The sequence below is a fragment of the Lysobacter sp. TAF61 genome (assembly GCF_052113485.1).
Classification (GTDB): domain Bacteria; phylum Pseudomonadota; class Gammaproteobacteria; order Xanthomonadales; family Xanthomonadaceae; genus Lysobacter_J.
On the sequence record NZ_JBFRDH010000001.1, the window covers coordinates 438901 to 457825 of the forward strand.

Here is an 18925-nt window from a genome sequence, read left to right on the forward strand (position 1 = left end):
TGCCCGCGCGCCCAGCCGGGCCTGCCGTTCAAGAGGCGACATGTTCAATCGCACCACCGTCCTGATCCTGATTGCCGCCGTCGCCGCCGCCCTCGGGCTGTGGGCCGCGCAACGCCATTTCGGCCCGGTCACCCATTCCAGGTGGCCGCAGACCCAGGCCGTGCGCCTGTTCGAGCCGGCGCGCGAGCTGCCGTCGTTCTCCCTGCGCCAGTCCGATGGCACCGCGCTGGTGCCCGGCGAGCTCAAGGGCCACTGGACGCTGGTGTTCCTGGGCTTCACCCACTGTCCGGACGTCTGCCCGACGACCCTGGCGGAAATGGCGCGCGCGCAGAAGCAATGGGCCGCACTGCCGGAAGCGACCCGTCCGCGCGTGCTGTTCGTCTCGGTCGATCCCGAGCGCGACAGCCCGGACCGCATCGGCGAGTACGCCCATGCCTTCCACCGCGACACTCTCGCCGCCACCGCCGACGTGCCGGCGCTGGAGCGCTTTGCCAAGTCGCTGAGCATGGTCTTCGCCAAGGTGCCGGCACCCGAAGGCGCCCCGGCCGACCAGTACAGTGTCGACCACAGCGCCTCGATGGCGGTCCTCGACCCGCAGGGCCGCATGGCCGGCATCGTCCAGCCACCGCTCGACCCGAAGGCGATCGCCGCGGACATGACCGCGCTGACGCAGGCCGCGGCCGGAGCAAAGCCATGAGCCTGTTCACCGCCCTCACCTACGTCCTGCCGCATCGACTGCTGTCGTCGATGGCGCGCAGCCTGGCGTATTCCGATTCGCCGTGGCTCAAGCAGTGGCTGATCGACACGGTCACGCGCAGGTTCGGCGTCAACCTGGCCGAGGCGGCCGAGTCGGACCCGCAGGCCTACCCGACGTTCAACGCGTTTTTCACCCGCGCACTCAAGCCCGGCGCGCGCATCGCCGATGCCGATCCGCGCACGCTGGTGATGCCGGCCGACGGCCGCATCAGCCAGTGCGGCCCGATCGAGAATGGCCGCATCTTCCAGGCCAAGGGCCAGTCGTTCACCGCCGCCGAGCTGCTCGGTGACGAAGACGCCGCCGAGCCGTTCAACGATGGCCTGTTCGCAACCGTCTACCTGTCGCCCAAGGACTACCACCGCGTGCACATGCCGTGGGGCGGCAAGCTGCGCGAAACCGTGCACGTGCCCGGCCGGCTCTTCAGTGTCGGCCCGGCGGCGGTGCAGAACGTGCCGCGCCTGTTCGCACGCAACGAGCGCCTGGTCTGCCACTTCGACACCGACTTCGGCCCGATGGCGATGGTCATGGTCGGCGCGCTGCTGGTCTCGGGCGTGGAGACGGTGTGGAGCGGCGTGGAGATCCCGCGCTATGGCGACGTGGTGACGGTCAAGGACTACCGCGGCGCCGACATCACCCTTGAGCGCTTCGCCGAGATGGCGCGCTTCAACTACGGCTCGACCGTGATCGTGCTGCTGCCGCCGGGCGTGGCGGCGCTGGATCCGTCATTGAAGGGCGAGTCGCCGGTGCGCCTGGGTGAAGTGCTGGCGCGTCGCGTCGACGCGGCGTAACAAGCGTCCTTCATTCCCGCGCCCCTGGTCCCGTCATTCCCGCGAAGGCGGGAACCCAGGGACGTTGCTTCTGGCGTCGTTGAAGACGCTGGGTCCCCGCCTTCGCGGGAACGACGGAACGTTTCAGCCCTCGCAGCCGTCCAGCTTGATCTTCTGCCCCGGCTTGATCGCGTAACGCGGCGCCTTGAGCTTGTTGGCCTTGGCCAGGTCGCCGGTATCGCACTGGAACTTCTGCGCGATCGCGGTCAGCGTTTCGCCGCGCTTGACCGTGTAGGAACCGGGCTTGGATGCCTTCTTCGGCGCGGTCCTGACCGGCGCGACGGCAACGCCGGCACTTCCGGCTCCGGCACTTTCGGCCTCGTACACCGCATCGGTCGGCAGCACCGGCGTCACCGGGCCGGTGCGCACGATCGCCGAACTGGCATCGCTGGTCACCAGCGTGTGCGCCAGGTCGGCGCGCTGGCCCTGCACGCACCAGCGGTTGTACAGGCTGACGATCTTCGTGGTCGCATTGAGCGTGGTGCCGGCAGGCAGGTAGCGGTCGGCCTCGTATCGCGGGTTGAGGTTGCGCAGCGCGCGCATGTAGCCGTCGCGCGAGCCGCTGCTGCCCAGGCAGATGGTCAGCTCGTAGATCGAACTGGGCTTGTTCAGGCGCAGGCCGGCCGCACGCGCGTCGACCTTGGGGAAGCTCAGGCCGTATTCCTTGGGATGCAGGAACAGCCAGGCCGCGGCGATCACCATCGGCACGTAGTCGCGGGTTTCGGCCGGGAACTGGTTGTAGACCGACTCGTCCCAGAAGTTGCGGCCGCCGGAATTGCTGTAGACGCGCAGCGCGCGCCCTTCGCCGCCGTTGTAGGCCGCCAGCGACAGCTCGATGCTGCGATTGAGTTCGCCCAGGCGCTCGTTGAAGTAGGACGCCGCGGCCTGTGCCGAGGCGCGCGCGTCATAGCGCGTGTCGAAACCGGTACCGTCGTCGCCCAGGCCGAAGCGGCGGCCGGTGCCGTACATGAACTGCATCGGCCCGGCGGCGCCGGCGCGCGAGGTCGCATGCACGCGGCCGTTGGACTCCTTGGCCATCACGCCGAACAGCAGTGCCTCGGGCAGGCCGGCACGCTCGAACTGCGGCCACATCGACTGGCGCAGGTACTGGTAGTTCTCGTGGGTGTCGATCAGCGCGCCGCGCATGTCGGTCAGCCAGCGGCGGATGCCGGCCTGCACGGCCGGGTTGTACTGCACCATCTTGACGAAGCGCTCGCCGTCGGCGCTGAGCAGCGCCGCCGCGCGCGCGGCCTCGGGCACGTCGGCGGTGATGCTGCCGGCGCCCTCGTCCTCGTTGTCCTCGGGCACGTCGTCGCCCGCGGCCAGGTCGGCGTTCTGCTTGAGCAGGCGCTTGTAGGCGGTGAGCATGGTGGTCGGCGAGCAGCCCTTCTGCTTCACGCAGGCCGCCATCACGTCTTCCATGTCCTCCAGCGCGGCATCGACCTCGGTCCGGCCGGCCGGGTCGGTGTTGCCGACCTTGACGATGCCCTCGCGGTAGCGGGCCTCGGCGGCCGCCATGCGCTGATCGAGGACCTCCACTGCCGCCTGGTCGCGCTTGGAGAGGGCATGCGCGCTGGGCGCGAGTGCGGCGAGACCGAGCGCGATCAGCGCGACGGAGGGACGAACCAGTACGGGCATGGACGACAACTGAAAAGGCGGGGGACTGGGAGGGTAGCGTTGCCGTGCGAACAGGGGCAAGCGCTGTTTCCGGGGAAGCGCGTGAATGGGGATATGCGTGGCAGTTGCCGACCGCTGCGTTGCCGATAACGGGTCCTTGCGAACATTCCGGCGGGCCGATGCGCGCCAAGCAGCATTCAGCGACCCCGCATAGAATCGACCGCACTTCCCCACTGACCCCGAGCACGGACCCGGACATGGACCCGACCCCAGGCACGATCCTCATCGGCAAGGCTGTCACCACGCCCACCTCCCTGCCCGAGAGCCACGGCCAGGTCTACCTGCTGCCGAAGTTCGGCAATCGCCATGGGCTGGTCGCCGGCGCCACCGGCACGGGCAAGACGGTGACCCTGATGACCCTGGCCGAGGGCTTCTCGCGGTTGGGCGTGCCGGTGTTCCTGGCCGACGTGAAGGGCGACGTGGCCGGCCTGGCGTTGGCCGGGGCGAGCAACGACAAACTGCAGGCGCGGGTAGCCGAGATAGGCATTGGCGATTACGCCAGCCAGGCCAGCCCGGTCGTGTTCTGGGATCTGTTCGGCAAGCTCGGCCACCCGGTTCGCACCACCGTCAGCGAGATGGGTCCGACCCTGCTGGCGCGCGTGCTGGAACTCAACGACACCCAGTCGGGCGTGCTCGACATCGTATTCAAGCTGGCCGACGACCGCGGCCTGCTGCTGCTCGACCTGGAGGACCTGCGCGCCCTGCTCGGCCTGGTCGCGGCCGAGCGCAAGGACATCTCCACCAGCTACGGCCTGGTCAGCGCGCAGTCGATCGGCGCGATCCAGCGCTCGCTGTTGCGCCTGGAGCAGGAAGGCGGCGAGATGTTCTTCGGCGAGCCGGCGCTGGAACTGGCCGACCTGATGCGCACGCATACCGACGGTCGCGGCGTGATCAACATCCTCGCGTCCGACCAGCTGGTGCTCAAGCCGCGGCTGTATTCGAGCTTCCTGCTGTGGCTGCTGTCGGAGCTGTTCGAGAACCTGCCCGAAGTCGGCGACCTCGACAAGCCCAAGCTGGTGTTCGTGTTCGACGAGGCGCACCTGTTGTTCGACGACGCCCCGCCGGCATTGCAGCAGCGCGTCGAGCAGGTGGTGCGCCTGATCCGCTCCAAGGGCGTGGGCGTGTATTTCTGTTCGCAGTTCCCCGACGACGTGCCCGACAACATCCTCGGCCAGCTCGGCAATCGCGTGCAGCATGCGCTGCGCGCTTTCACGCCGCGCGACCAGAAGGCGGTGAAGACCGCGGCGCAGACGTTCGTCGCCAATCCGGCGCTGGACGTGGCCGAAACGATCTCGCAGCTGGGCACCGGCGAAGCGCTGGTATCGACCCTGCAGGAGAAAGGCGTACCGATGCCGGTGGAAAAGACCCTGGTGGCTCCGCCGCGTTGCCGCATGGGCGCGATCACCGAAGCCGAGCGCGCCCAGGTCCGCGCCGGCAGTCCGGTCGGCGGCAAGTACGACACCCGCATCGACCGCGACTCGGCCGCCGAGGCATTGGCGCAGAAGGCCACGGCTGCGGCCGAGCAGGCCAAGGCGCCGCCGGCACGCACGCGCGAGCAGGACGACGCCGAGGAAGGCGGTGGTTTCAGCCAGTCGGTCAAGGACGCCGTGTTCGGCACCAAGCGCCGCCAGGGCATGGTCGAAACGATGGCAAAGCAGACCGCGCGCACAGTCGGCAACCAGATTGGCCAGCAGATCCTGCGCGGTTTGCTGGGCGGTATTTTCGGCGGCAAGAGCCGGCGCTGAGGCAACCCGTGTCGCGCTGGCGTCCCCCTGCCGAAAAAAGTACCGCCCTGATCACCCGCGGCGGGCACGATCGCCTGAAGACGGAACTCGACGAGCTCTGGCGCGTGAAGCGGCCGGAGGTGGTGAAGGCGCTGGCCGCGGCCGCCGCCGAGGGCGATCGCTCCGAGAACGCCGAGTACACCTATCGCAAGAAGCAGCTCGGCGAGATCGACCGCCGCGTGCGCTACCTCAGCAAGCGCCTGCCATCGCTGCGCGTCGTCGACACCGTGCCGACCGATCCGGAGGCGGTGTTCTTCGGGGCGCGTGTGGAAGTGGAGAACATCGCCAGCGGCGAAAGCCAGCGCTATCGCATCGTCGGCCCGGACGAGACCGACGCGCGCGCCGGATGGATCAGCATCGACTCGCCATTGGCGCGGGCCATGCTCAAGAAACGCGTGGACGACGAGTTCGAAGCGATGCTGCCAGGCGGCGCCGCCCGCTTCGTCATCGTCGAAGTGGACTACGGCGACGCCTGACGCAACCGCGACAAATTCGCGTTGACGCAGTTTTAACAATCTCTCAACCTCCCCCTCGCCCTCCGGTGCTTGCACTCCGGTGGGGTCATTCCAACAGGGGAGTTTCAAGAATGAGGAAGTTCAATGTCCTGGTCCTGGCTCTGGCCATGGCCGGTGCTTGCACTGCCGCGTCGGCTGCCGAGGGGTCGGGAGTCTACGTGCGCGGTGAGGTGGGCAATTCCACGCTGTATGTCGATGGCGACTCCGCAGTCGACACCGCGATGAACGGCTGGCTCGGTTACAGCTTCAATTCGCTGATTGGCGTCGAGGCCCATTACGGCTCGCTCGGCAAGGACAGCGGCGACGGCGCTTCGGTCGAGATGAACGCCACCGGCCTGGGCCTGCGCCTGAAGCACGAGTTCGCGGGCGGCTACTACATCGCCGGCCGTGCCGGCATGGAGCGCATCGAAAGCGAGTTCACGGACGCCGGTTTCGGCATCCAGGTCCGCGACGAGGACCAGAACCCGTACGCCGGCCTGGGCATGGGCTTCAACGTCAACAAGAGCTTCGCCGTGACCGGCTACTGGGACACGCGCGAGGTGCCGTTCTTCGGCGATACCCAGCGCGTCGACACGCTCACGATCGGCGGCGAGTTCCGCTTCTGATCGAACCGCCGGCAACATCGGCGGATACGGCAACGGCCACCCTTGGGTGGCCGTTGTTGTTTGTGCGAAGCCCTGACACGGCCGGGCCGCCGGTGGTTCAGTCCTCGAACGCGACTTCACCGAACAGGTCGTGCTCGTCGCTGCCCATGATCTCGACGTCGACGAACTCGCCGGGCTTGAGGCCGGCCATGAAGCCGTTCTGGATCTGCACCAGGCCATCGATCTCCGGCGCATCGGCCATCGAGCGTGCGATCGCCAGTTCGCCGTCGAGCGCATCGACCAGGCAACGCTGGGTGGTGCCGACCTTGGCCTCGAGCTTGGCCGCGGAGATTTCCGCCTGCCGCTCCATGAAGCGCGCCAGGCGCTCGGCCTTGACCTCTTCGGCGACCGGATCGGGCAGCGCGTTGGCGCTGGCGCCATCGACTGGCGAATAGGCGAACGCACCGACGCGGTCGAGCTGGGCCTCGTCGAGGAAATCCAGCAGCTCTTCGAACTCGGCCTCGGTCTCGCCCGGGAAGCCAACGATGAAGGTCGAGCGGATGGTGATGTCGGGCGCGATCGCGCGCCAGCGCTGGATCCGCTCGAGCGTCTTGTCGACGGCGCCCGGGCGCTTCATCAGCTTGAGCACGCGCGGGCTGGCGTGCTGGAACGGGATGTCCAGGTACGGCAGCAGTTTGCGCATGCCGTTGGCGCCGGTCTCGGCCATCATCGGGATGATGTCGTCGACATGCGGATACGGGTAAACGTAGTGCAGGCGCGTCCAGATGCCCAGCTCGCTGAGGCCTTCGCACAGCGCCTTCATCCGCGTCTGGTACGACTTGCCGCGCCATTCGTGCTGCGCGTACTTGACGTCGACGCCGTAGGCGGACGTGTCCTGCGAGATCACCAGCAGTTCCTTGACGCCGCCCATCGCCAGCTTCTCGGCCTCGCGCAGCACCTGGTCGACCGGGCGGCTGACGAGGTCGCCGCGCATCGACGGGATGATGCAGAAACTGCAGCGGTGATTGCAGCCTTCGGAAATCTTGAGGTAGGCGTAGTGCCTGGGCGTGAGCTTGATGCCGGTGTCCGGCACCAGGTTGAGGAACGGATCGTGCTTGGGCGGAAGCGCCGCATGCACCGCGCTCATCACGCTGCCGTAGTCCTGCGGGCCGCTGATCGACAGCACGCCCGGGTGCGCCTGGCGGATCTGCTCGGGCTTCTTGCCCAGGCAGCCGGTGACGATGACCTTGCCGTTTTCGGCGATCGCTTCGCCGATCGCATCCAGCGATTCGGTCACGGCCGAATCGATGAAGCCGCAGGTGTTGACCACCACCACGTCGGCATCGTCGTAGGTCTGGACGATGTCGTAGCCCTCCACGCGCAACTGGGTGAGGATGCGTTCGGAGTCGACCAGCGCCTTGGGGCAACCGAGGCTGACGAAACCGACTTTGGGATTGGCTAGGGACATTAAGCGAACCGGGCTGATCGAAAAAAATGCAGTCGCGCCAAGCGCAGCGAGCGACCTGCTGGCCACGCGCTCGGCGGCTACAGCAGGTCCCTCGCTGCGCCCGGGAAGACAGGGTGGACGACACGATGGCTGCGGATTATAGCGCCGGCGCTAGAATCAACCGCCCCCAATGGCGAATTGCGCCGCGAAACTGAACACGCCGGTCACTCCCGCCAACTGAATGGACCTCTCCCCATGGCCCACTGGATCGATCTGGACACCCCGCATGGCCCCGTCCGGGCCTGGCGCGCCGAGCCGACCGGCCCCTCGAAGGGTGCCGTGATCGTCCTGCAGGAAATCTTCGGCGCCAACGCCCACATCCGCAGCGTCACCGAACGCTTCGCCGCGGCCGGTTTCGTCGCCCTGGCGCCCGCGCTGTACGACCCGGTGGCCCCGGGGGTCGAGCTGGATTACGACGAAGCCGGGACGCAACGCGGTGCCGCACTGCGCAATGAAGTGGGGTTCGAGCGCGCGGTCGACATCATCAGCGAGGCGGTCGACGAACTGCATCGGGAAGGTCTGCGCGTTGGCGTGGTCGGCTTCTGCTGGGGTGGCAGCCTGGCGTACCTGGCCAACACCCGCCTCGGATTGCCGGCGGTGTCGTACTACGGTGCGCGCACGGTTCCATTCCTCGACGAACCGCTGCGCGCGCGGATGATGTTCCACTTCGGCGAGAACGACAGCAGCATCCCCTCCGACGTGATCGACCTTCATCGCAGCAAGCATCCCGGCGCGACCGTGCACGTCTACCTTGGCGCGGGACATGCTTTCAACCGCGACGTCGACAACCACGCCTACCATGCAGTCAGCGCCGAACTGGCCTGGCACCGCACCCTCGATTTCCTGGCGGAGAACCTGCGATGAATCGCTCTGCGAACACCGGCGGCTGGCAGCTGCATGCGCAACTGGCCGAGGACACCCATCCGGTCGCCCACCTGGGCCTGAGCGAACTGCGGCTGATGGACGACGCCAACCATCCCTGGCTGATCCTGATCCCGCGCGTGGCCGACGCAGTGGAGCTGATCGATCTGGATGAAGCGCAGCAGGCCGTGCTGATGCGCGAGATCAGCGCCGCCAGCCGTGCCCTGCAGGTCGAGTTCAAGCCGCAGAAGATCAACGTCGCCGCGCTGGGCAATGTGGTGCCGCAGCTGCACATCCATGTCATCGCCCGCTTCCACGACGACATCGCCTGGCCGCGGCCGGTGTGGGGCACGGCCAGTGCCCAGGCCTACACGCCCGAAGCGCTGGTGACGCGGATACAGCAGTTGCAGGGCGCCCTGCCGCAGTGAGCACGCCACCGGGCTGCGACATCGAAGCGCTGGCGGACGATGCCTGGCTGCTGCGCTTCGGCGACCGCATCGATGCCCGGCTCAACCTCCAGGTCCACGCGCTTGCCGCGCGACTGCAGGCAAACAAGCCGCACTGGCTGCGCGACCTGGTCCCGGCGTTCGCCAGCCTGGGCGTGTTCTTCGACCCCCATGTCGACCCGGCGCACGTCCACGCCGAGTTGCTGGCCCTGCTTGGCAGCAACGACAGCGGCGACTACGCGGCGATCGCGATGCCTGCGCAGTCGCGCACCGTGGAGATCCCGGTCGCCTATGGCGGCGAGTTCGGTCCCGACCTTGCCGCCGCCGCGACCGAACTGGGGCTGACTCAGGAGCAACTGATCGCGCGCCACGTCGACGGCGATTACACCGTGGCGATGATCGGTTTCGCGCCCGGGTTTCCCTACCTGGCCGGTCTTGATCCGGCACTGGCGCTGCCGCGCCTGGCCACGCCGCGCGCGCGCGTCGCCGCGGGCAGCGTCGCCATCGGCGGTGCGCAGACAGGAATCTATCCGCGAGAGAGTCCCGGCGGCTGGCGCCTGCTGGGCCGCACGCCACGGGTGCTGTTCGATCCGACGCGTGCGACACCGTCGCTGCTGCTGCCCGGTGATCGCGTGAAGTTCGTCGCGATCGACGCCGACTGCTTCGCGGACTACGGCGAATGAAGGAACTGCAAAACGGCCTGCGGGTGACGCGCGCTGGCCTGCTGACCACCGTCCAGGACCTCGGCCGCGTCGGCTGGCGCCACCTCGGCGTCGCCCATGCCGGTGCACTCGATGGCGATGCGGCGCGCCTGGGCAATCGCCTGGTGGGCAACCCTGCCGATGCCGCAGTGCTGGAGATGACCCTGCATGGCCCGACCCTGCAGCTGCATGCGCCACTGCGCATCGCGCTGATCGGCGCCGCGGTGACGGCGCACTGGAACGGCGAGCCGGTCCCGTGCGGCCGACCGGTGCTGCTGCCCGCGGGCACGCTCGAGATCGATGCGATCCGTGGCGGCGCCCGCGCATGGCTGGCGATCAGCGGTGGCATCGACGTGCCAGTGATCCTCGGCAGCCGCAGCACCGACCTGCGCGGTGGCTTCGGCGGCCTCGACGGTCGCGCCCTGCACAATGGCGACTGGCTACCGCTCGGCGCCACGCCGCCGTCGCAGTGCGAACGCATGCAAAGCGTGCGCTGGTGGATCGATCCCGGCCACGACGAAGACCCGCGTGCGCCCATCCGCTATCAGCCGTCCGCGCATCCCTGGTCGGCGCCACTGGCCAGGCGCGGCTGGAAGGTCAGCGCCAGCAGCAATCGCCAGGGCCTGCGCCTGCAGGGCGAGGCGCTGCCCTCGACGCAGGCCGATGGCATCTCCGAGCCGGTGGCCCCCGGTACGATCCAGCTGCCGCCCGATGGTCAGCCGATCATCCTGCTGGCCGACGCCCAGACGGTCGGCGGCTACCCGCGGCTGGGCCATGTCATCGCCGCCGACCTGCCGCGGCTGGCGCAGTGCATTCCGGGACAGACTCTGCATTTCGCCGCCGTTGATGCCTCCACCGCCCACCGCCTGGCTTGCGCGGCGCGTGCGCGGGTCGCCAGAATTGGTGTGATGATCGACGCGCGCGTGCCCGCGGTCTGAACCCTTCAACTCCTGCCTTTCGGAACCCCATGAAATCCAATGTCATCGGCGCGCTGGTGCTGGTCGTTATCGGCACCCTTTTCCTGCTCAACAACCTTGGCTACACCGACATGAGCCTGGGCCGCATGTTGATGACCTGGTGGCCGGCCATCCTGATCGTGGTCGGGCTGGGCATGCTGTTCAAGCGCGGCTGAAGCCGCGATCCGGCCATGACGTGAGCAAGCACATCGACTTCAACTGCGATCTGGGCGAAGGCTGCGGCGACGATGCGGCGATCGTGCCGCTGGTGAGTTCGGCCAGCATCGCCTGCGGCGGTCACGCCGGCGATGAGGCCACGATGCGCGCAACACTGCTGTTGTGCCGCGCGCACGGTGTCGCCGCCGGGGCGCATCCCTCGTTCGAGGACCGCGAGCATTTCGGCCGGCGGGCGCTGTCGGTGCCCACGGCGGAGATCGCCCGCAGCGTGCGCGCCCAGATCGAGCGCCTGGCCGCCATCGCCACTGCCGAAGGCGTGCGGCTGGTGCACGTCAAGCCGCATGGCGCGCTCTACAACGTCGCCGCCGACGATCGCGGGGTGGCCGATGCGATCGCCGCGACCGTGCGCGAGATCGATCCGTCGCTGGTGTTGTTCGCGCTGTCGGGTTCGGCACTGGCCGATGCCGGCGCCGCGCACGGTCTGCGCGTCGCCCACGAGGTATTCGCCGAACGCGGCTACGACCGGCGTGGCCGCCTGCTGCCACGCGGCAGCGACGGCGCGGTGATCGAATCGCTCGATGCCGCGATCGCCCAGGTGCGGCGCCTGGCCAGCCGCGGCGAAGTCGTCGCCGACGACGGCAGCATCGTCGCGCTGCGGGCCGATACGCTTTGCCTGCACGGCGATCGAAGCGATGCCGCCCTGTTCGCCCGGGCGGTGCGCGATGCACTCGAGGCCGACGGGGTGGTCATCGCGGCGATGGCGACCGCATGAACTACTGGCCGCTGCTTGGCGTCGCCTGGGTGGTCGTCGGCTTCGTGCTGCGTGCCAATCCGGTGATCGTCGTGGTCAGCGCCGGACTGGTCAGCGGCCTGGCCGCAGGCAAGTCGATGCCGGAGCTGCTGGCCCTGCTCGGCGACAGCTTCGTCTCCAACCGCGCCCTGCTGATGTTCGCGATGACGCTGCCGACCATCGGCCTGCTCGAACGCGCAGGCTTGCGCGAGCACGCGCTGCAGTGGATCGCGCGCTGGCGCGGCCTGACCCTGGCGCGGCTGCTGATTGTCTACCTTGCCGCCCGCCAGGGCCTGAGTTCGCTCGGCCTGATCGACATCGCCGGCCATGCCCAGACCGTGCGCCCGCTGCTGGCGCCGATGTCGGAATCGGCCGCCAACCGCACGCCCGGCGTGCAGGCGCTGGGCGCGCTGCCGCGCGAGGAGATCCAGCGCGTGCACGCCCTGGCCGCGGCCACCGACAACGTCGGCCGCTTCTTCGGCGAGGACGTCTTCCTGGCATTCGGCGCAGTGCTGCTGATCCAGGGCTTCTACGCCGAGCACGGCATCACCCTGGAGCCGCTGCAGATCGCGCTGTGGGCCATCCCGACCGCGGTCGCCGCGTTCGTCATCCACGCCGTGCGCATCGTGTTCTTCCAGCGCGGCCTGGCCCGGCGCATGACAGCCGCCGCCGACCGCGTGGAGCGCAGCGATGCTGTCGATTGAGCATTTCTACATCCTGCTGGCGCTGTTCCTGTTCTTCGCCGGCGGCTGCAACCTGCGCGAGGGCCGCCATGCACACGCGGCATTCTGGTCGCTGCTGGGCGTGCTGTTCGCCACCGGCAAGCTGGTGCTGGCGGCGAGCAAGGCCGGCAACGCCCTGCCCTCGCAACTGGCCGGGGCAGCGGTGATCACGCTGGCGCTGCTGGCCACGCGCATGCGCCGCGAGCACATCGCCGAGGCCCCGGAAGCCGAACGCAAGGCCTCGGCGCTACGGCTGGGCCATCGCCTGTTCGTGCCGGCGCTGCTGATCCCGGCGATCACCGTGCTGATCGTGCTGTTCGGCAAATATGTGGTGGTGTTCGGCACGCCCTTGTTCGGCGAAGGCAGCATCACCCTGATCGGCCTGGCCCTGGCCTGCGTGCTGTCGGCGCTGGCCGCGATCGTGGTCACGCGCGAGCGGCCGATCCGCGCCGCCAGCGAAGGCCGCCGCCTGCTCGACACGATGGGCTGGGCGGCGCTGCTGCCGCTGGTGCTGGCGACCCTGGGCGGCGTGTTCGCCGCCAGTGGCGTCGGCGAGGCGGTGGCGTCGATTGTGTCGGCGCTGATCCCCGCCGACAGTCGCCTGGCCTGCGTGCTTGCCTACGGGCTGGGCATGGTGCTGTTCACGATGATCATGGGCAATGCTTTCGCCGCCTTCCCGGTGATGACCGCCGGCATCGGCCTGCCGCTGCTGATCCAGCAGCACGGCGCCGCGCCTGCCATCCTGGGCGCGCTGGGCATGCTGACCGGTTACTGCGGCACGCTGCTGACGCCCATGGCGGCCAACTTCAACCTGGTGCCGGCGGCGCTGCTGGAACTGGACGATCCCAATGCGGTGATCCGGGCGCAGGTCGCGACGGCGGTACCGTTGATGGTGGTCAACCTGGTGCTGATGTACTGGCTGGCGTTCAAATGACGATGCAGATGAACCAGACACTCCCCACCATCCTGCTCACCGGTTTCGCCCCGTTCGCTGGCGAGGACAGCAACCCGAGCTGGGAGGCCGTGGCCGCCCTCGATGGCGAGCAGATCCTTGGCCACCGCGTCGTCGCGCGTTGCCTGCCGGTGGAGTTCGGCGTGTCGTTGCAGGCACTGCGCGATGCGCTGGACAAGACCGCGCCGGCGCTGGTGATCTGCGTGGGACAGGCCGGCGGGCGGGCGCAGATCGGCCTGGAGCGCGTTGCCATCAACGTCGACGACGCCCGCATCGCCGACAACGCCGGTGCGCAGCCGATCGACGAAGCGGTCATCGCCGGCGGCCCCGCCGCCTACTTCAGCAGCCTGCCGATCAAGGCAACTCTGGCGGCACTGCGCGAAGCCGGCATCCCGGCCGAGATCTCGCAGACCGCTGGCACGTTTGTCTGCAACCACGTGTTCTACGGGCTGATGCACGCTTTGCGAAATGTGCACGGCGTCCGCGGCGGCTTCATCCACATTCCGTATGCTCCCGCGCAGGCGGCGCGCCACCCCGGCGCGCCCAGCCTGCCGCCAGCGGTGGTGAGCCAGGCCTTGCGCCTGGCGATCGCCACCGCGTTGACCGTCGAACACGATGCCCGCCTCGCCGCGGGCACGACCCACTGAAGGACACCCGATGCGCAAGATCGTGATCGCGGCCGCTTTGGCCGCGTGCCTGCTGGCCCCTGCCCTGGCGCTGGCCGCCGGCCAGTCCCACTACGACAAGAAGGCCGCCGAAGCGGTGCAGGCCGGCCAGCAGACCGTCAGCCTCTATGTCGATGTCGACCTGGGCGCGCGCAAGAGCGGTTCGGCGAGCGAGCTCAACCAGGCGCACCGGGCGTTCAACGCCAACGGCTACCAGGTGGCCAGCGTGGTGGGCTACACCGAGAATGGGGACCTGCAGGGGTTTTTCGTCACCTACGTCAGGCGCTGAGGCGCGAGGCTGCCCTCACCCCAACCCCTCTCCTGCAAGCGGGAGAGGGGCTTGATGCTCAAGTGCGCGGCAGCGTTACGCCGACCTGGCCCTGGTACTTGCCGCCGCGATCCTTGTACGAGGTCTCGCAGACTTCGTCGGACTGGAAGAACAGCATCTGCGCCACGCCTTCGTTGGCGTAGATGCGCGCCGGCAGCGGTGTGGTGTTGCTGAATTCCAGCGTCACGTGGCCTTCCCACTCCGGCTCCAGCGGCGTGACGTTGACGATGATGCCGCAGCGGGCATAGGTGCTCTTGCCCAGGCACACCACCAGCGTGTCGCGCGGAATGCGGAAGTACTCCACCGTGCGTGCCAGCGCGAACGAGTTCGGCGGGATGATGCAGACGTCGCTCTCGATGTCGACGAAGCTGCCGCTGTCGAAATGCTTGGGATCGACGATCGTCGAGTTGATGTTGGTGAACACCTTGAACTCGCGCGAGCAGCGCACGTCGTAGCCGTAGCTCGACGTGCCGTAGCTGACGATGCGGTGGCCGTCGGCGGCGGTCTTGACCTGGCCCGGCTCGAACGGCTCGATCATGCCGTGCTGCTCGGCCATGCGACGGATCCAACGGTCGGACTTGATGCTCATGGAGTGTTCGGAGGCAATGGGAACGGGGATTGTGTCAGCCGGAGCCGGAATGGGGAACCGGGCACCATGAACCAGGAACCGGCACCTACAGCAGCGACACCGAGAGCGGCGTGGCCACCTGCGGGCGGCGCGCCAGCTCGATGGCGATCCGCCGGGCGGTGATCCGGTAGGCGCGCGCGGCGGCGCTGTCCGGGGCCGCGGTCACCACCGGCACGCCGGCATCGCCCTGCTCGCGGATGGCGATTTCCAGCGGCAGGCTGCCCAGCAGCGGCACGCCGTACTGCGCGGCCATGCGCTGGCCGCCGCCCTCGCCGAAGACGTGTTCGGCATGGCCGCAGTTGGAGCACACGTGCACGGCCATGTTCTCGACCAGGCCCAGCACCGGCACCTGCACCTTCTCGAACATCTTCAATGCCTTGCGCGCATCCAGCGTGGCCACGTCCTGCGGCGTGGTGACGATGACCGCACCGGCCACGGGGATCTTCTGCGCCAGCGTCAGCTGGATGTCGCCGGTGCCGGGCGGCAGGTCGACAATCAGGTAGTCGAGTTCGCCCCAGCGCGTTTCGTTCAGCAATTGCGTCAGCGCCGAGGTCGCCATCGGCCCGCGCCAGATCATCGGCGTGTCCTGCTCGACCAGCAGGCCGATCGACATCGCCTCCACGCCGTGCGCGCGCATCGGCTCGATGGTCTTTCCGTCGGGGCTGTCCGGGCGTCCGGACAGGCCAAGCATGGTCGGGATGCTGGGCCCGTAGATGTCGGCATCGAGCACGCCGACGCGGGCGCCCTCGGCGGCCAGCGCCAGCGCCAGGTTGACGGCGGTGGTGGACTTGCCGACGCCGCCCTTGCCCGAGCCGATCGCGATCAGGTTGCGCACGCTCGGCATCGGCGTGACGTTGGGCTGGACCGCATGCGAAACGATGCGCGAATGCAGCTCCAGCCGCGCCAGCTCCCGGCCTTCGGCCGCGACCAGGGTGGCGACCTGCGCCTGCAGCCACGGCTGCAGCGCAACGCAGGGGAATCCGGCGACGATCTCGACCACGACCCGACCATCGGCATCGACGGCGCGGATACGCGCGCCGGTTTCGCCCAGCGTCACGTCGGTATCGGGCAGGCGGAGGGCGGCAATCTGGGTTTGCAGGGACTCACTCACGACAGCGACCTTGATCCTTCTTCGATGCGGTATTGCTGGGGCCGTCATGTTACGTGCTATTTCCAGGCGCCATTCCCGAGGTCCCGCAAAACCGCCGCCAACCGCGCTGGAGCGCGTCAACAGCCATGCAAATGCCGCCCGGCCAGGGCATTGCCAAAGCCTCGACCAGGGCCCATCCATACGCCAACGGATGCGGTATAAAGGTCCGCAACCGCATCCCGGTGCGGTCCGAAACCGAGTGAACCGAAACATCCCTGGGAGGGGACTCATGCGTACGAAGTTGCTTGCCCTGCTGTTCCTGGCTGCCCTGCCGTTGAGCCTGCTGTCGACTGCCGCGGCCGCACAGACGCCGACGCCGGTCGGCCAGTGGACCACCATCGATGACAAGACCCAGAAGCCCAAGTCCATCGTCGAGATCTACCAGGCCAAGGACGGCAGCCTTGCCGGCCGCGTGACCGAGGTCCTGCAGTCCGACCGCGGCCCCAACCCGGTCTGCGACAAGTGCTCGGGCGACCGCAAGGACAAGCCGGTCAAGGGCATGGTGATCCTGTGGGGTATCAAGCAGGACGGCGAGACCTGGGAGGGTGGTCAGATCCTCGACCCGGCCAGCGGCAAGATCTATTCGGTCAAGGTCACTCCGATCGAAGGCGGCAAGAAGCTCGAGGTGCGCGGCTTCATGGGCTTCTCGCTGCTCGGCCGCACCCAGACCTGGATGCGCAAGCAGTAAGCCGTTTCTGCCCTCCCCCGCGTGGGGAGGGACAGGCCGCACGCGGCCAGGGAGCGGGGGAAGCGCGCATGCGATAATCCCCCGCTCTTTACGCGTCCCGGCCCCCCATGTCCCGCGAGTTCGTCGTTTCCTGCGCCCTGCCCTACGCCAACGGGCACCTGCACCTCGGTCATCTGGTCGGCTATACCCAGGCCGACATCTGGTGCCGCGCGCAGCGAATGGCCGGGCACACCGCCTGGTATGTCTGCGCCGACGACACCCACGGCACGCCGATCATGCTCGCCGCCGAGAAGGCCGGGCAGTCTCCCGAAGCCTTCATCGCCGGCATGCAGGCCAGCCACGAGCGCGACTTCGCCGACTTCGGCGTCGCCTTCGACCATTACGACTCGACCAATTCCGAGCGCAATCGCGTCCTCACCGAAGCGATCTACACCAAGCTCGACAACAACGGCCACATCAGCCGCCGCTCGGTCGCGCAGCTCTACGACCCGGTCAAGGGCATGTTCCTGCCCGACCGCTACGTCAAGGGCATCTGCCCCAACTGCGGCACGCCCGACCAGTACGGCGACAACTGCGAGAACTGCGGCGCCACCTACTCACCCAGCGAGCTGAAGGAACCGCGCTCGGTGGTCAGTGGCGCCACGCCGGAACTGCGCGAGTCCGAGCACTTCTTCTTCGAGGTGGGCCAGTTCGACGCGTTCCTGCGCCAGTGGCTGTCCGGCGACGTCGCCGTGCCCGGCGTGAAGGCCAAGCTGCAGGAGTGGCTGGACGCCGAGGGCGGCCTGCGCGCGTGGGACATCTCCCGCGATGCCCCCTACTTCGGCTTCCAGATCCCCGGCCACCCGGGCAAGTACCTGTACGTCTGGATCGATGCGCCGATCGGCTACCTGTCGAGCTTCCAGGCGCTGTGCGAGCGCGAGGGCCTGGACTTCTGGTCGTACCTCAGCCGCGACAGCAAGGCCGAGCTGCATCACTTCATCGGCAAGGACATCGTCAACTTCCACGGCCTGTTCTGGCCGGCGGTGCTGCACGGCGCCGGCTTCCGCGAACCGACCCGCCTGCACGTCAACGGCTACCTGACCGTCGACGGCGCCAAGATGTCGAAGTCGCGCGGCACCTTCGTGATGGCGCGGACCTACCTTGAGGCCGGCCTCGACCCCGAGGCGCTGCGCTACTACTACGCGACCAAGACCAGCGGCGGCGTCGATGACCTCGACCTCAACCTGGCCGACTTCACCGCGCGCGTGAATGCCGACGTCGTCGGCAAGTTCGTCAACCTCGCCAGCCGCTGCGCCGGCTTCATCGAGAAGCGCTTCGACGGCCAGCTTGCCGCTGCCCTGCCCGATCCGGCGATGTACGCGCGCTTCGTCACGCAGCTGGCGCCGATCGCGGAGGCCTACGCGCGCAACGAGGCCGCTACTGCGGTGCGCCTGACCATGGCGCTGGCCGACGAGGCCAACAAGTACATCGACGAACACAAGCCGTGGGTGCTGGCCAAGCAGGACGGCGCCGATGCGCAGCTGCAATCGGTCTGCACGCAGGGCCTGAACCTGTTCCGCGTGCTCAACGCCGCGCTCAGGCCGGTACTGCCGCGCGTGACTGCGCAGGCAGAGGCGTTCCTGGCGGCGCCTGTCGCCCGTTGGAGCGACCTGGAATCGCCGTTGCTGGCCCACCGCATCGGCAGCTACACGCCGCTGTTCACCCGTATCGACCCCAAGCACATCGAACACATGATTGACGCATCCACGGAATCGCTGAAGCCCGAACCGGCCCAGCCCGCCGCAGACACCGCGACCAGGTCGACCGCCGCACCGGTAAAGGTCGAGAAGGCCGCGGCTGCTGCACCCGCCGCTGCCGGCGCAACCATCGGCATCGACGACTTCGCCAGGCTCGACCTGCGCGTGGGCAAGGTGCTGGCGTGCGAGTTCGTCGAAGGCTCCGACAAGCTGCTGCGCTTCGAGCTCGACGCCGGCGATCTGGGCAAGCGCCAGATCTTCTCCGGCATCCGCGGTTCCTACGGCGAGCCGGAAACCCTGGTCGGCCGCAGCGTGGTGTTCATCGCCAACCTGGCGCCGCGCAAGATGCGCTTTGGCATCAGCGAAGGCATGATCCTGTCGGCCGGATTCGACGGCGGCTCGCTGTTCCTGCTCGATGCCGATGGTGGCGCCGAGCCGGGCATGCCGGTCCGCTGACGCCTCCCGTGGCGCCGG

21 protein-coding genes are annotated in these 18925 nt (G+C 68.4%); 17 read left to right on the forward strand and 4 right to left on the reverse strand.

The features are described from left to right. The first annotated feature begins 40 nt into the window (after nt 1–40). Together AB4Y64_RS01985 and asd are read left to right on the forward strand one after the other, a co-directional pair. A complete protein-coding gene (locus tag AB4Y64_RS01985) occupies nt 41–697 on the forward strand; it encodes an SCO family protein (protein ID WP_441814772.1) in 657 nt (218 codons plus the stop codon). Continuing rightward, nucleotides 694–1545, forward strand: a complete 852-nt coding sequence (gene asd / locus AB4Y64_RS01990; RefSeq protein WP_441814773.1) for an archaetidylserine decarboxylase — start codon at nt 694–696, stop codon at nt 1543–1545. The genes AB4Y64_RS01985 and asd overlap by 4 nt, the downstream gene beginning before the upstream one ends. A 123-nt stretch (nt 1546–1668) precedes the next feature. Here asd and AB4Y64_RS01995 read toward each other — a convergent pair whose 3' ends face one another. Then, complete coding sequence (locus tag AB4Y64_RS01995; protein WP_441814774.1) at nt 1669–3222, reverse strand: transglycosylase SLT domain-containing protein; 1554 nt, start codon at nt 3220–3222, stop codon at nt 1669–1671. Between the two features lie 236 nt (nt 3223–3458). Between AB4Y64_RS01995 and AB4Y64_RS02000 the strand changes: the two genes are divergently transcribed. The 3 genes from AB4Y64_RS02000 (at nt 3459) to AB4Y64_RS02010 (ending at nt 6165) form a co-directional block, all read left to right on the forward strand. After that, entirely contained in the window at nt 3459–5006 is a 1548-nt protein-coding gene (locus AB4Y64_RS02000) for a helicase HerA-like domain-containing protein (RefSeq protein WP_441814775.1), read from the forward strand. Between the two features lie 8 nt (nt 5007–5014). Next, nucleotides 5015–5521, forward strand: coding sequence for a transcription elongation factor GreB (gene greB, locus AB4Y64_RS02005; protein ID WP_441814776.1), 507 nt, complete (start codon nt 5015–5017; stop codon nt 5519–5521). Between the two features lie 110 nt (nt 5522–5631). Then, nucleotides 5632–6165 carry an outer membrane beta-barrel protein gene (locus AB4Y64_RS02010; protein ID WP_441814777.1) on the forward strand — a complete coding sequence of 178 codons (534 nt, stop codon included), beginning with the start codon at nt 5632–5634 and terminating at the stop codon, nt 6163–6165. Nucleotides 6166–6262: 97 nt separating this feature from the next. Here AB4Y64_RS02010 and rimO read toward each other — a convergent pair whose 3' ends face one another. Next, nucleotides 6263–7612: a 30S ribosomal protein S12 methylthiotransferase RimO gene (gene rimO, locus AB4Y64_RS02015; protein ID WP_441814778.1), complete on the reverse strand. Its 1350-nt coding sequence runs from the start codon at nt 7610–7612 to the stop codon at nt 6263–6265. A gap of 234 nt (nt 7613–7846) precedes the next feature. Between rimO and AB4Y64_RS02020 the strand changes: the two genes are divergently transcribed. The 10 genes from AB4Y64_RS02020 to AB4Y64_RS02065 are packed head-to-tail and all read left to right on the forward strand — an operon-like array spanning nt 7847 to nt 14210. Next, nucleotides 7847–8515, forward strand: coding sequence for a dienelactone hydrolase family protein (locus AB4Y64_RS02020; protein WP_441814779.1), 669 nt, complete (start codon nt 7847–7849; stop codon nt 8513–8515). Further along, entirely contained in the window at nt 8512–8940 is a 429-nt protein-coding gene (locus tag AB4Y64_RS02025; RefSeq protein WP_441814780.1) for an HIT domain-containing protein, read from the forward strand. The genes AB4Y64_RS02020 and AB4Y64_RS02025 overlap by 4 nt, the downstream gene beginning before the upstream one ends. Beyond that, entirely contained in the window at nt 8937–9641 is a 705-nt protein-coding gene (gene pxpB / locus AB4Y64_RS02030) for a 5-oxoprolinase subunit PxpB (protein ID WP_441814781.1), read from the forward strand. Before AB4Y64_RS02025 ends, pxpB begins: the two co-directional genes overlap by 4 nt. After that, nucleotides 9638–10597, forward strand: a complete 960-nt coding sequence (locus tag AB4Y64_RS02035; protein WP_441814782.1) for a biotin-dependent carboxyltransferase family protein — start codon at nt 9638–9640, stop codon at nt 10595–10597. Before pxpB ends, AB4Y64_RS02035 begins: the two co-directional genes overlap by 4 nt. Nucleotides 10598–10626: 29 nt before the next feature. Next, complete coding sequence (locus AB4Y64_RS02040) at nt 10627–10791, forward strand: LiaI-LiaF-like domain-containing protein (protein ID WP_200604882.1); 165 nt, start codon at nt 10627–10629, stop codon at nt 10789–10791. 20 nt (nt 10792–10811) lie between these two features. Continuing rightward, on the forward strand, nt 10812–11564 hold the full coding sequence (locus AB4Y64_RS02045; protein WP_441814783.1) for a 5-oxoprolinase subunit PxpA: 753 nt from the start codon (nt 10812–10814) through the stop codon (nt 11562–11564). Beyond that, nucleotides 11561–12286 (forward strand): DUF969 domain-containing protein, encoded by a 726-nt coding sequence (locus AB4Y64_RS02050; protein ID WP_441814784.1) that lies wholly within the window; start codon nt 11561–11563, stop codon nt 12284–12286. The genes AB4Y64_RS02045 and AB4Y64_RS02050 overlap by 4 nt, the downstream gene beginning before the upstream one ends. After that, nucleotides 12273–13238: a DUF979 domain-containing protein gene (locus AB4Y64_RS02055; protein WP_441814785.1), complete on the forward strand. Its 966-nt coding sequence runs from the start codon at nt 12273–12275 to the stop codon at nt 13236–13238. Before AB4Y64_RS02050 ends, AB4Y64_RS02055 begins: the two co-directional genes overlap by 14 nt. 8 nt (nt 13239–13246) lie before the next feature. Beyond that, a complete protein-coding gene (pcp, locus tag AB4Y64_RS02060) occupies nt 13247–13903 on the forward strand; it encodes a pyroglutamyl-peptidase I (RefSeq protein ID WP_441814786.1) in 657 nt (218 codons plus the stop codon). 10 nt (nt 13904–13913) lie between these two features. Further along, nucleotides 13914–14210, forward strand: a complete 297-nt coding sequence (locus AB4Y64_RS02065) for a hypothetical protein (protein WP_441814787.1) — start codon at nt 13914–13916, stop codon at nt 14208–14210. Nucleotides 14211–14268: 58 nt separating this feature from the next. On the opposite strand, the gene dcd is transcribed toward AB4Y64_RS02065, so the two are convergent. Continuing rightward, nucleotides 14269–14838, reverse strand: coding sequence for a dCTP deaminase (dcd, locus tag AB4Y64_RS02070; protein ID WP_158730638.1), 570 nt, complete (start codon nt 14836–14838; stop codon nt 14269–14271). Between the two features lie 85 nt (nt 14839–14923). Beyond that, the gene (gene apbC / locus AB4Y64_RS02075; RefSeq protein ID WP_441814788.1) at nt 14924–16036 is read right to left on the reverse strand and encodes an iron-sulfur cluster carrier protein ApbC; all 1113 of its coding nucleotides are present in this window, start codon (nt 16034–16036) and stop codon (nt 14924–14926) included. Nucleotides 16037–16256: 220 nt separating this feature from the next. Between apbC and AB4Y64_RS02080 the strand changes: the two genes are divergently transcribed. Both AB4Y64_RS02080 and metG read left to right on the forward strand, forming a co-directional pair. Next, a complete protein-coding gene (locus AB4Y64_RS02080; protein ID WP_441814789.1) occupies nt 16257–16715 on the forward strand; it encodes a DUF2147 domain-containing protein in 459 nt (152 codons plus the stop codon). 107 nt (nt 16716–16822) lie between these two features. Continuing rightward, nucleotides 16823–18907: a methionine--tRNA ligase gene (metG, locus tag AB4Y64_RS02085; protein ID WP_441814790.1), complete on the forward strand. Its 2085-nt coding sequence runs from the start codon at nt 16823–16825 to the stop codon at nt 18905–18907. Nucleotides 18908–18925 lie beyond the last annotated feature (18 nt).

Coding starts and splice junctions, on each gene's coding strand:
- AB4Y64_RS01985 (WP_441814772.1), top strand. CDS start 41: ATGTTCAATCGCACCACCGTCCTGATCCTGATTGCCGCCGTCGCCGCC.
- asd (WP_441814773.1), top strand. CDS start 694: ATGAGCCTGTTCACCGCCCTCACCTACGTCCTGCCGCATCGACTGCTG.
- AB4Y64_RS01995 (WP_441814774.1), bottom strand. CDS start 3,222: ATGCCCGTACTGGTTCGTCCCTCCGTCGCGCTGATCGCGCTCGGTCTC.
- AB4Y64_RS02000 (WP_441814775.1), top strand. CDS start 3,459: ATGGACCCGACCCCAGGCACGATCCTCATCGGCAAGGCTGTCACCACG.
- AB4Y64_RS02010 (WP_441814777.1), top strand. CDS start 5,632: ATGAGGAAGTTCAATGTCCTGGTCCTGGCTCTGGCCATGGCCGGTGCT.
- rimO (WP_441814778.1), bottom strand. CDS start 7,612: ATGTCCCTAGCCAATCCCAAAGTCGGTTTCGTCAGCCTCGGTTGCCCC.
- AB4Y64_RS02020 (WP_441814779.1), top strand. CDS start 7,847: ATGGCCCACTGGATCGATCTGGACACCCCGCATGGCCCCGTCCGGGCC.
- AB4Y64_RS02025 (WP_441814780.1), top strand. CDS start 8,512: ATGAATCGCTCTGCGAACACCGGCGGCTGGCAGCTGCATGCGCAACTG.
- AB4Y64_RS02035 (WP_441814782.1), top strand. CDS start 9,638: ATGAAGGAACTGCAAAACGGCCTGCGGGTGACGCGCGCTGGCCTGCTG.
- AB4Y64_RS02040 (WP_200604882.1), top strand. CDS start 10,627: ATGAAATCCAATGTCATCGGCGCGCTGGTGCTGGTCGTTATCGGCACC.
- AB4Y64_RS02050 (WP_441814784.1), top strand. CDS start 11,561: ATGAACTACTGGCCGCTGCTTGGCGTCGCCTGGGTGGTCGTCGGCTTC.
- AB4Y64_RS02055 (WP_441814785.1), top strand. CDS start 12,273: ATGCTGTCGATTGAGCATTTCTACATCCTGCTGGCGCTGTTCCTGTTC.
- pcp (WP_441814786.1), top strand. CDS start 13,247: ATGAACCAGACACTCCCCACCATCCTGCTCACCGGTTTCGCCCCGTTC.
- AB4Y64_RS02065 (WP_441814787.1), top strand. CDS start 13,914: ATGCGCAAGATCGTGATCGCGGCCGCTTTGGCCGCGTGCCTGCTGGCC.
- dcd (WP_158730638.1), bottom strand. CDS start 14,838: ATGAGCATCAAGTCCGACCGTTGGATCCGTCGCATGGCCGAGCAGCAC.
- apbC (WP_441814788.1), bottom strand. CDS start 16,036: ATGACGGCCCCAGCAATACCGCATCGAAGAAGGATCAAGGTCGCTGTC.
- AB4Y64_RS02080 (WP_441814789.1), top strand. CDS start 16,257: ATGCGTACGAAGTTGCTTGCCCTGCTGTTCCTGGCTGCCCTGCCGTTG.
- metG (WP_441814790.1), top strand. CDS start 16,823: ATGTCCCGCGAGTTCGTCGTTTCCTGCGCCCTGCCCTACGCCAACGGG.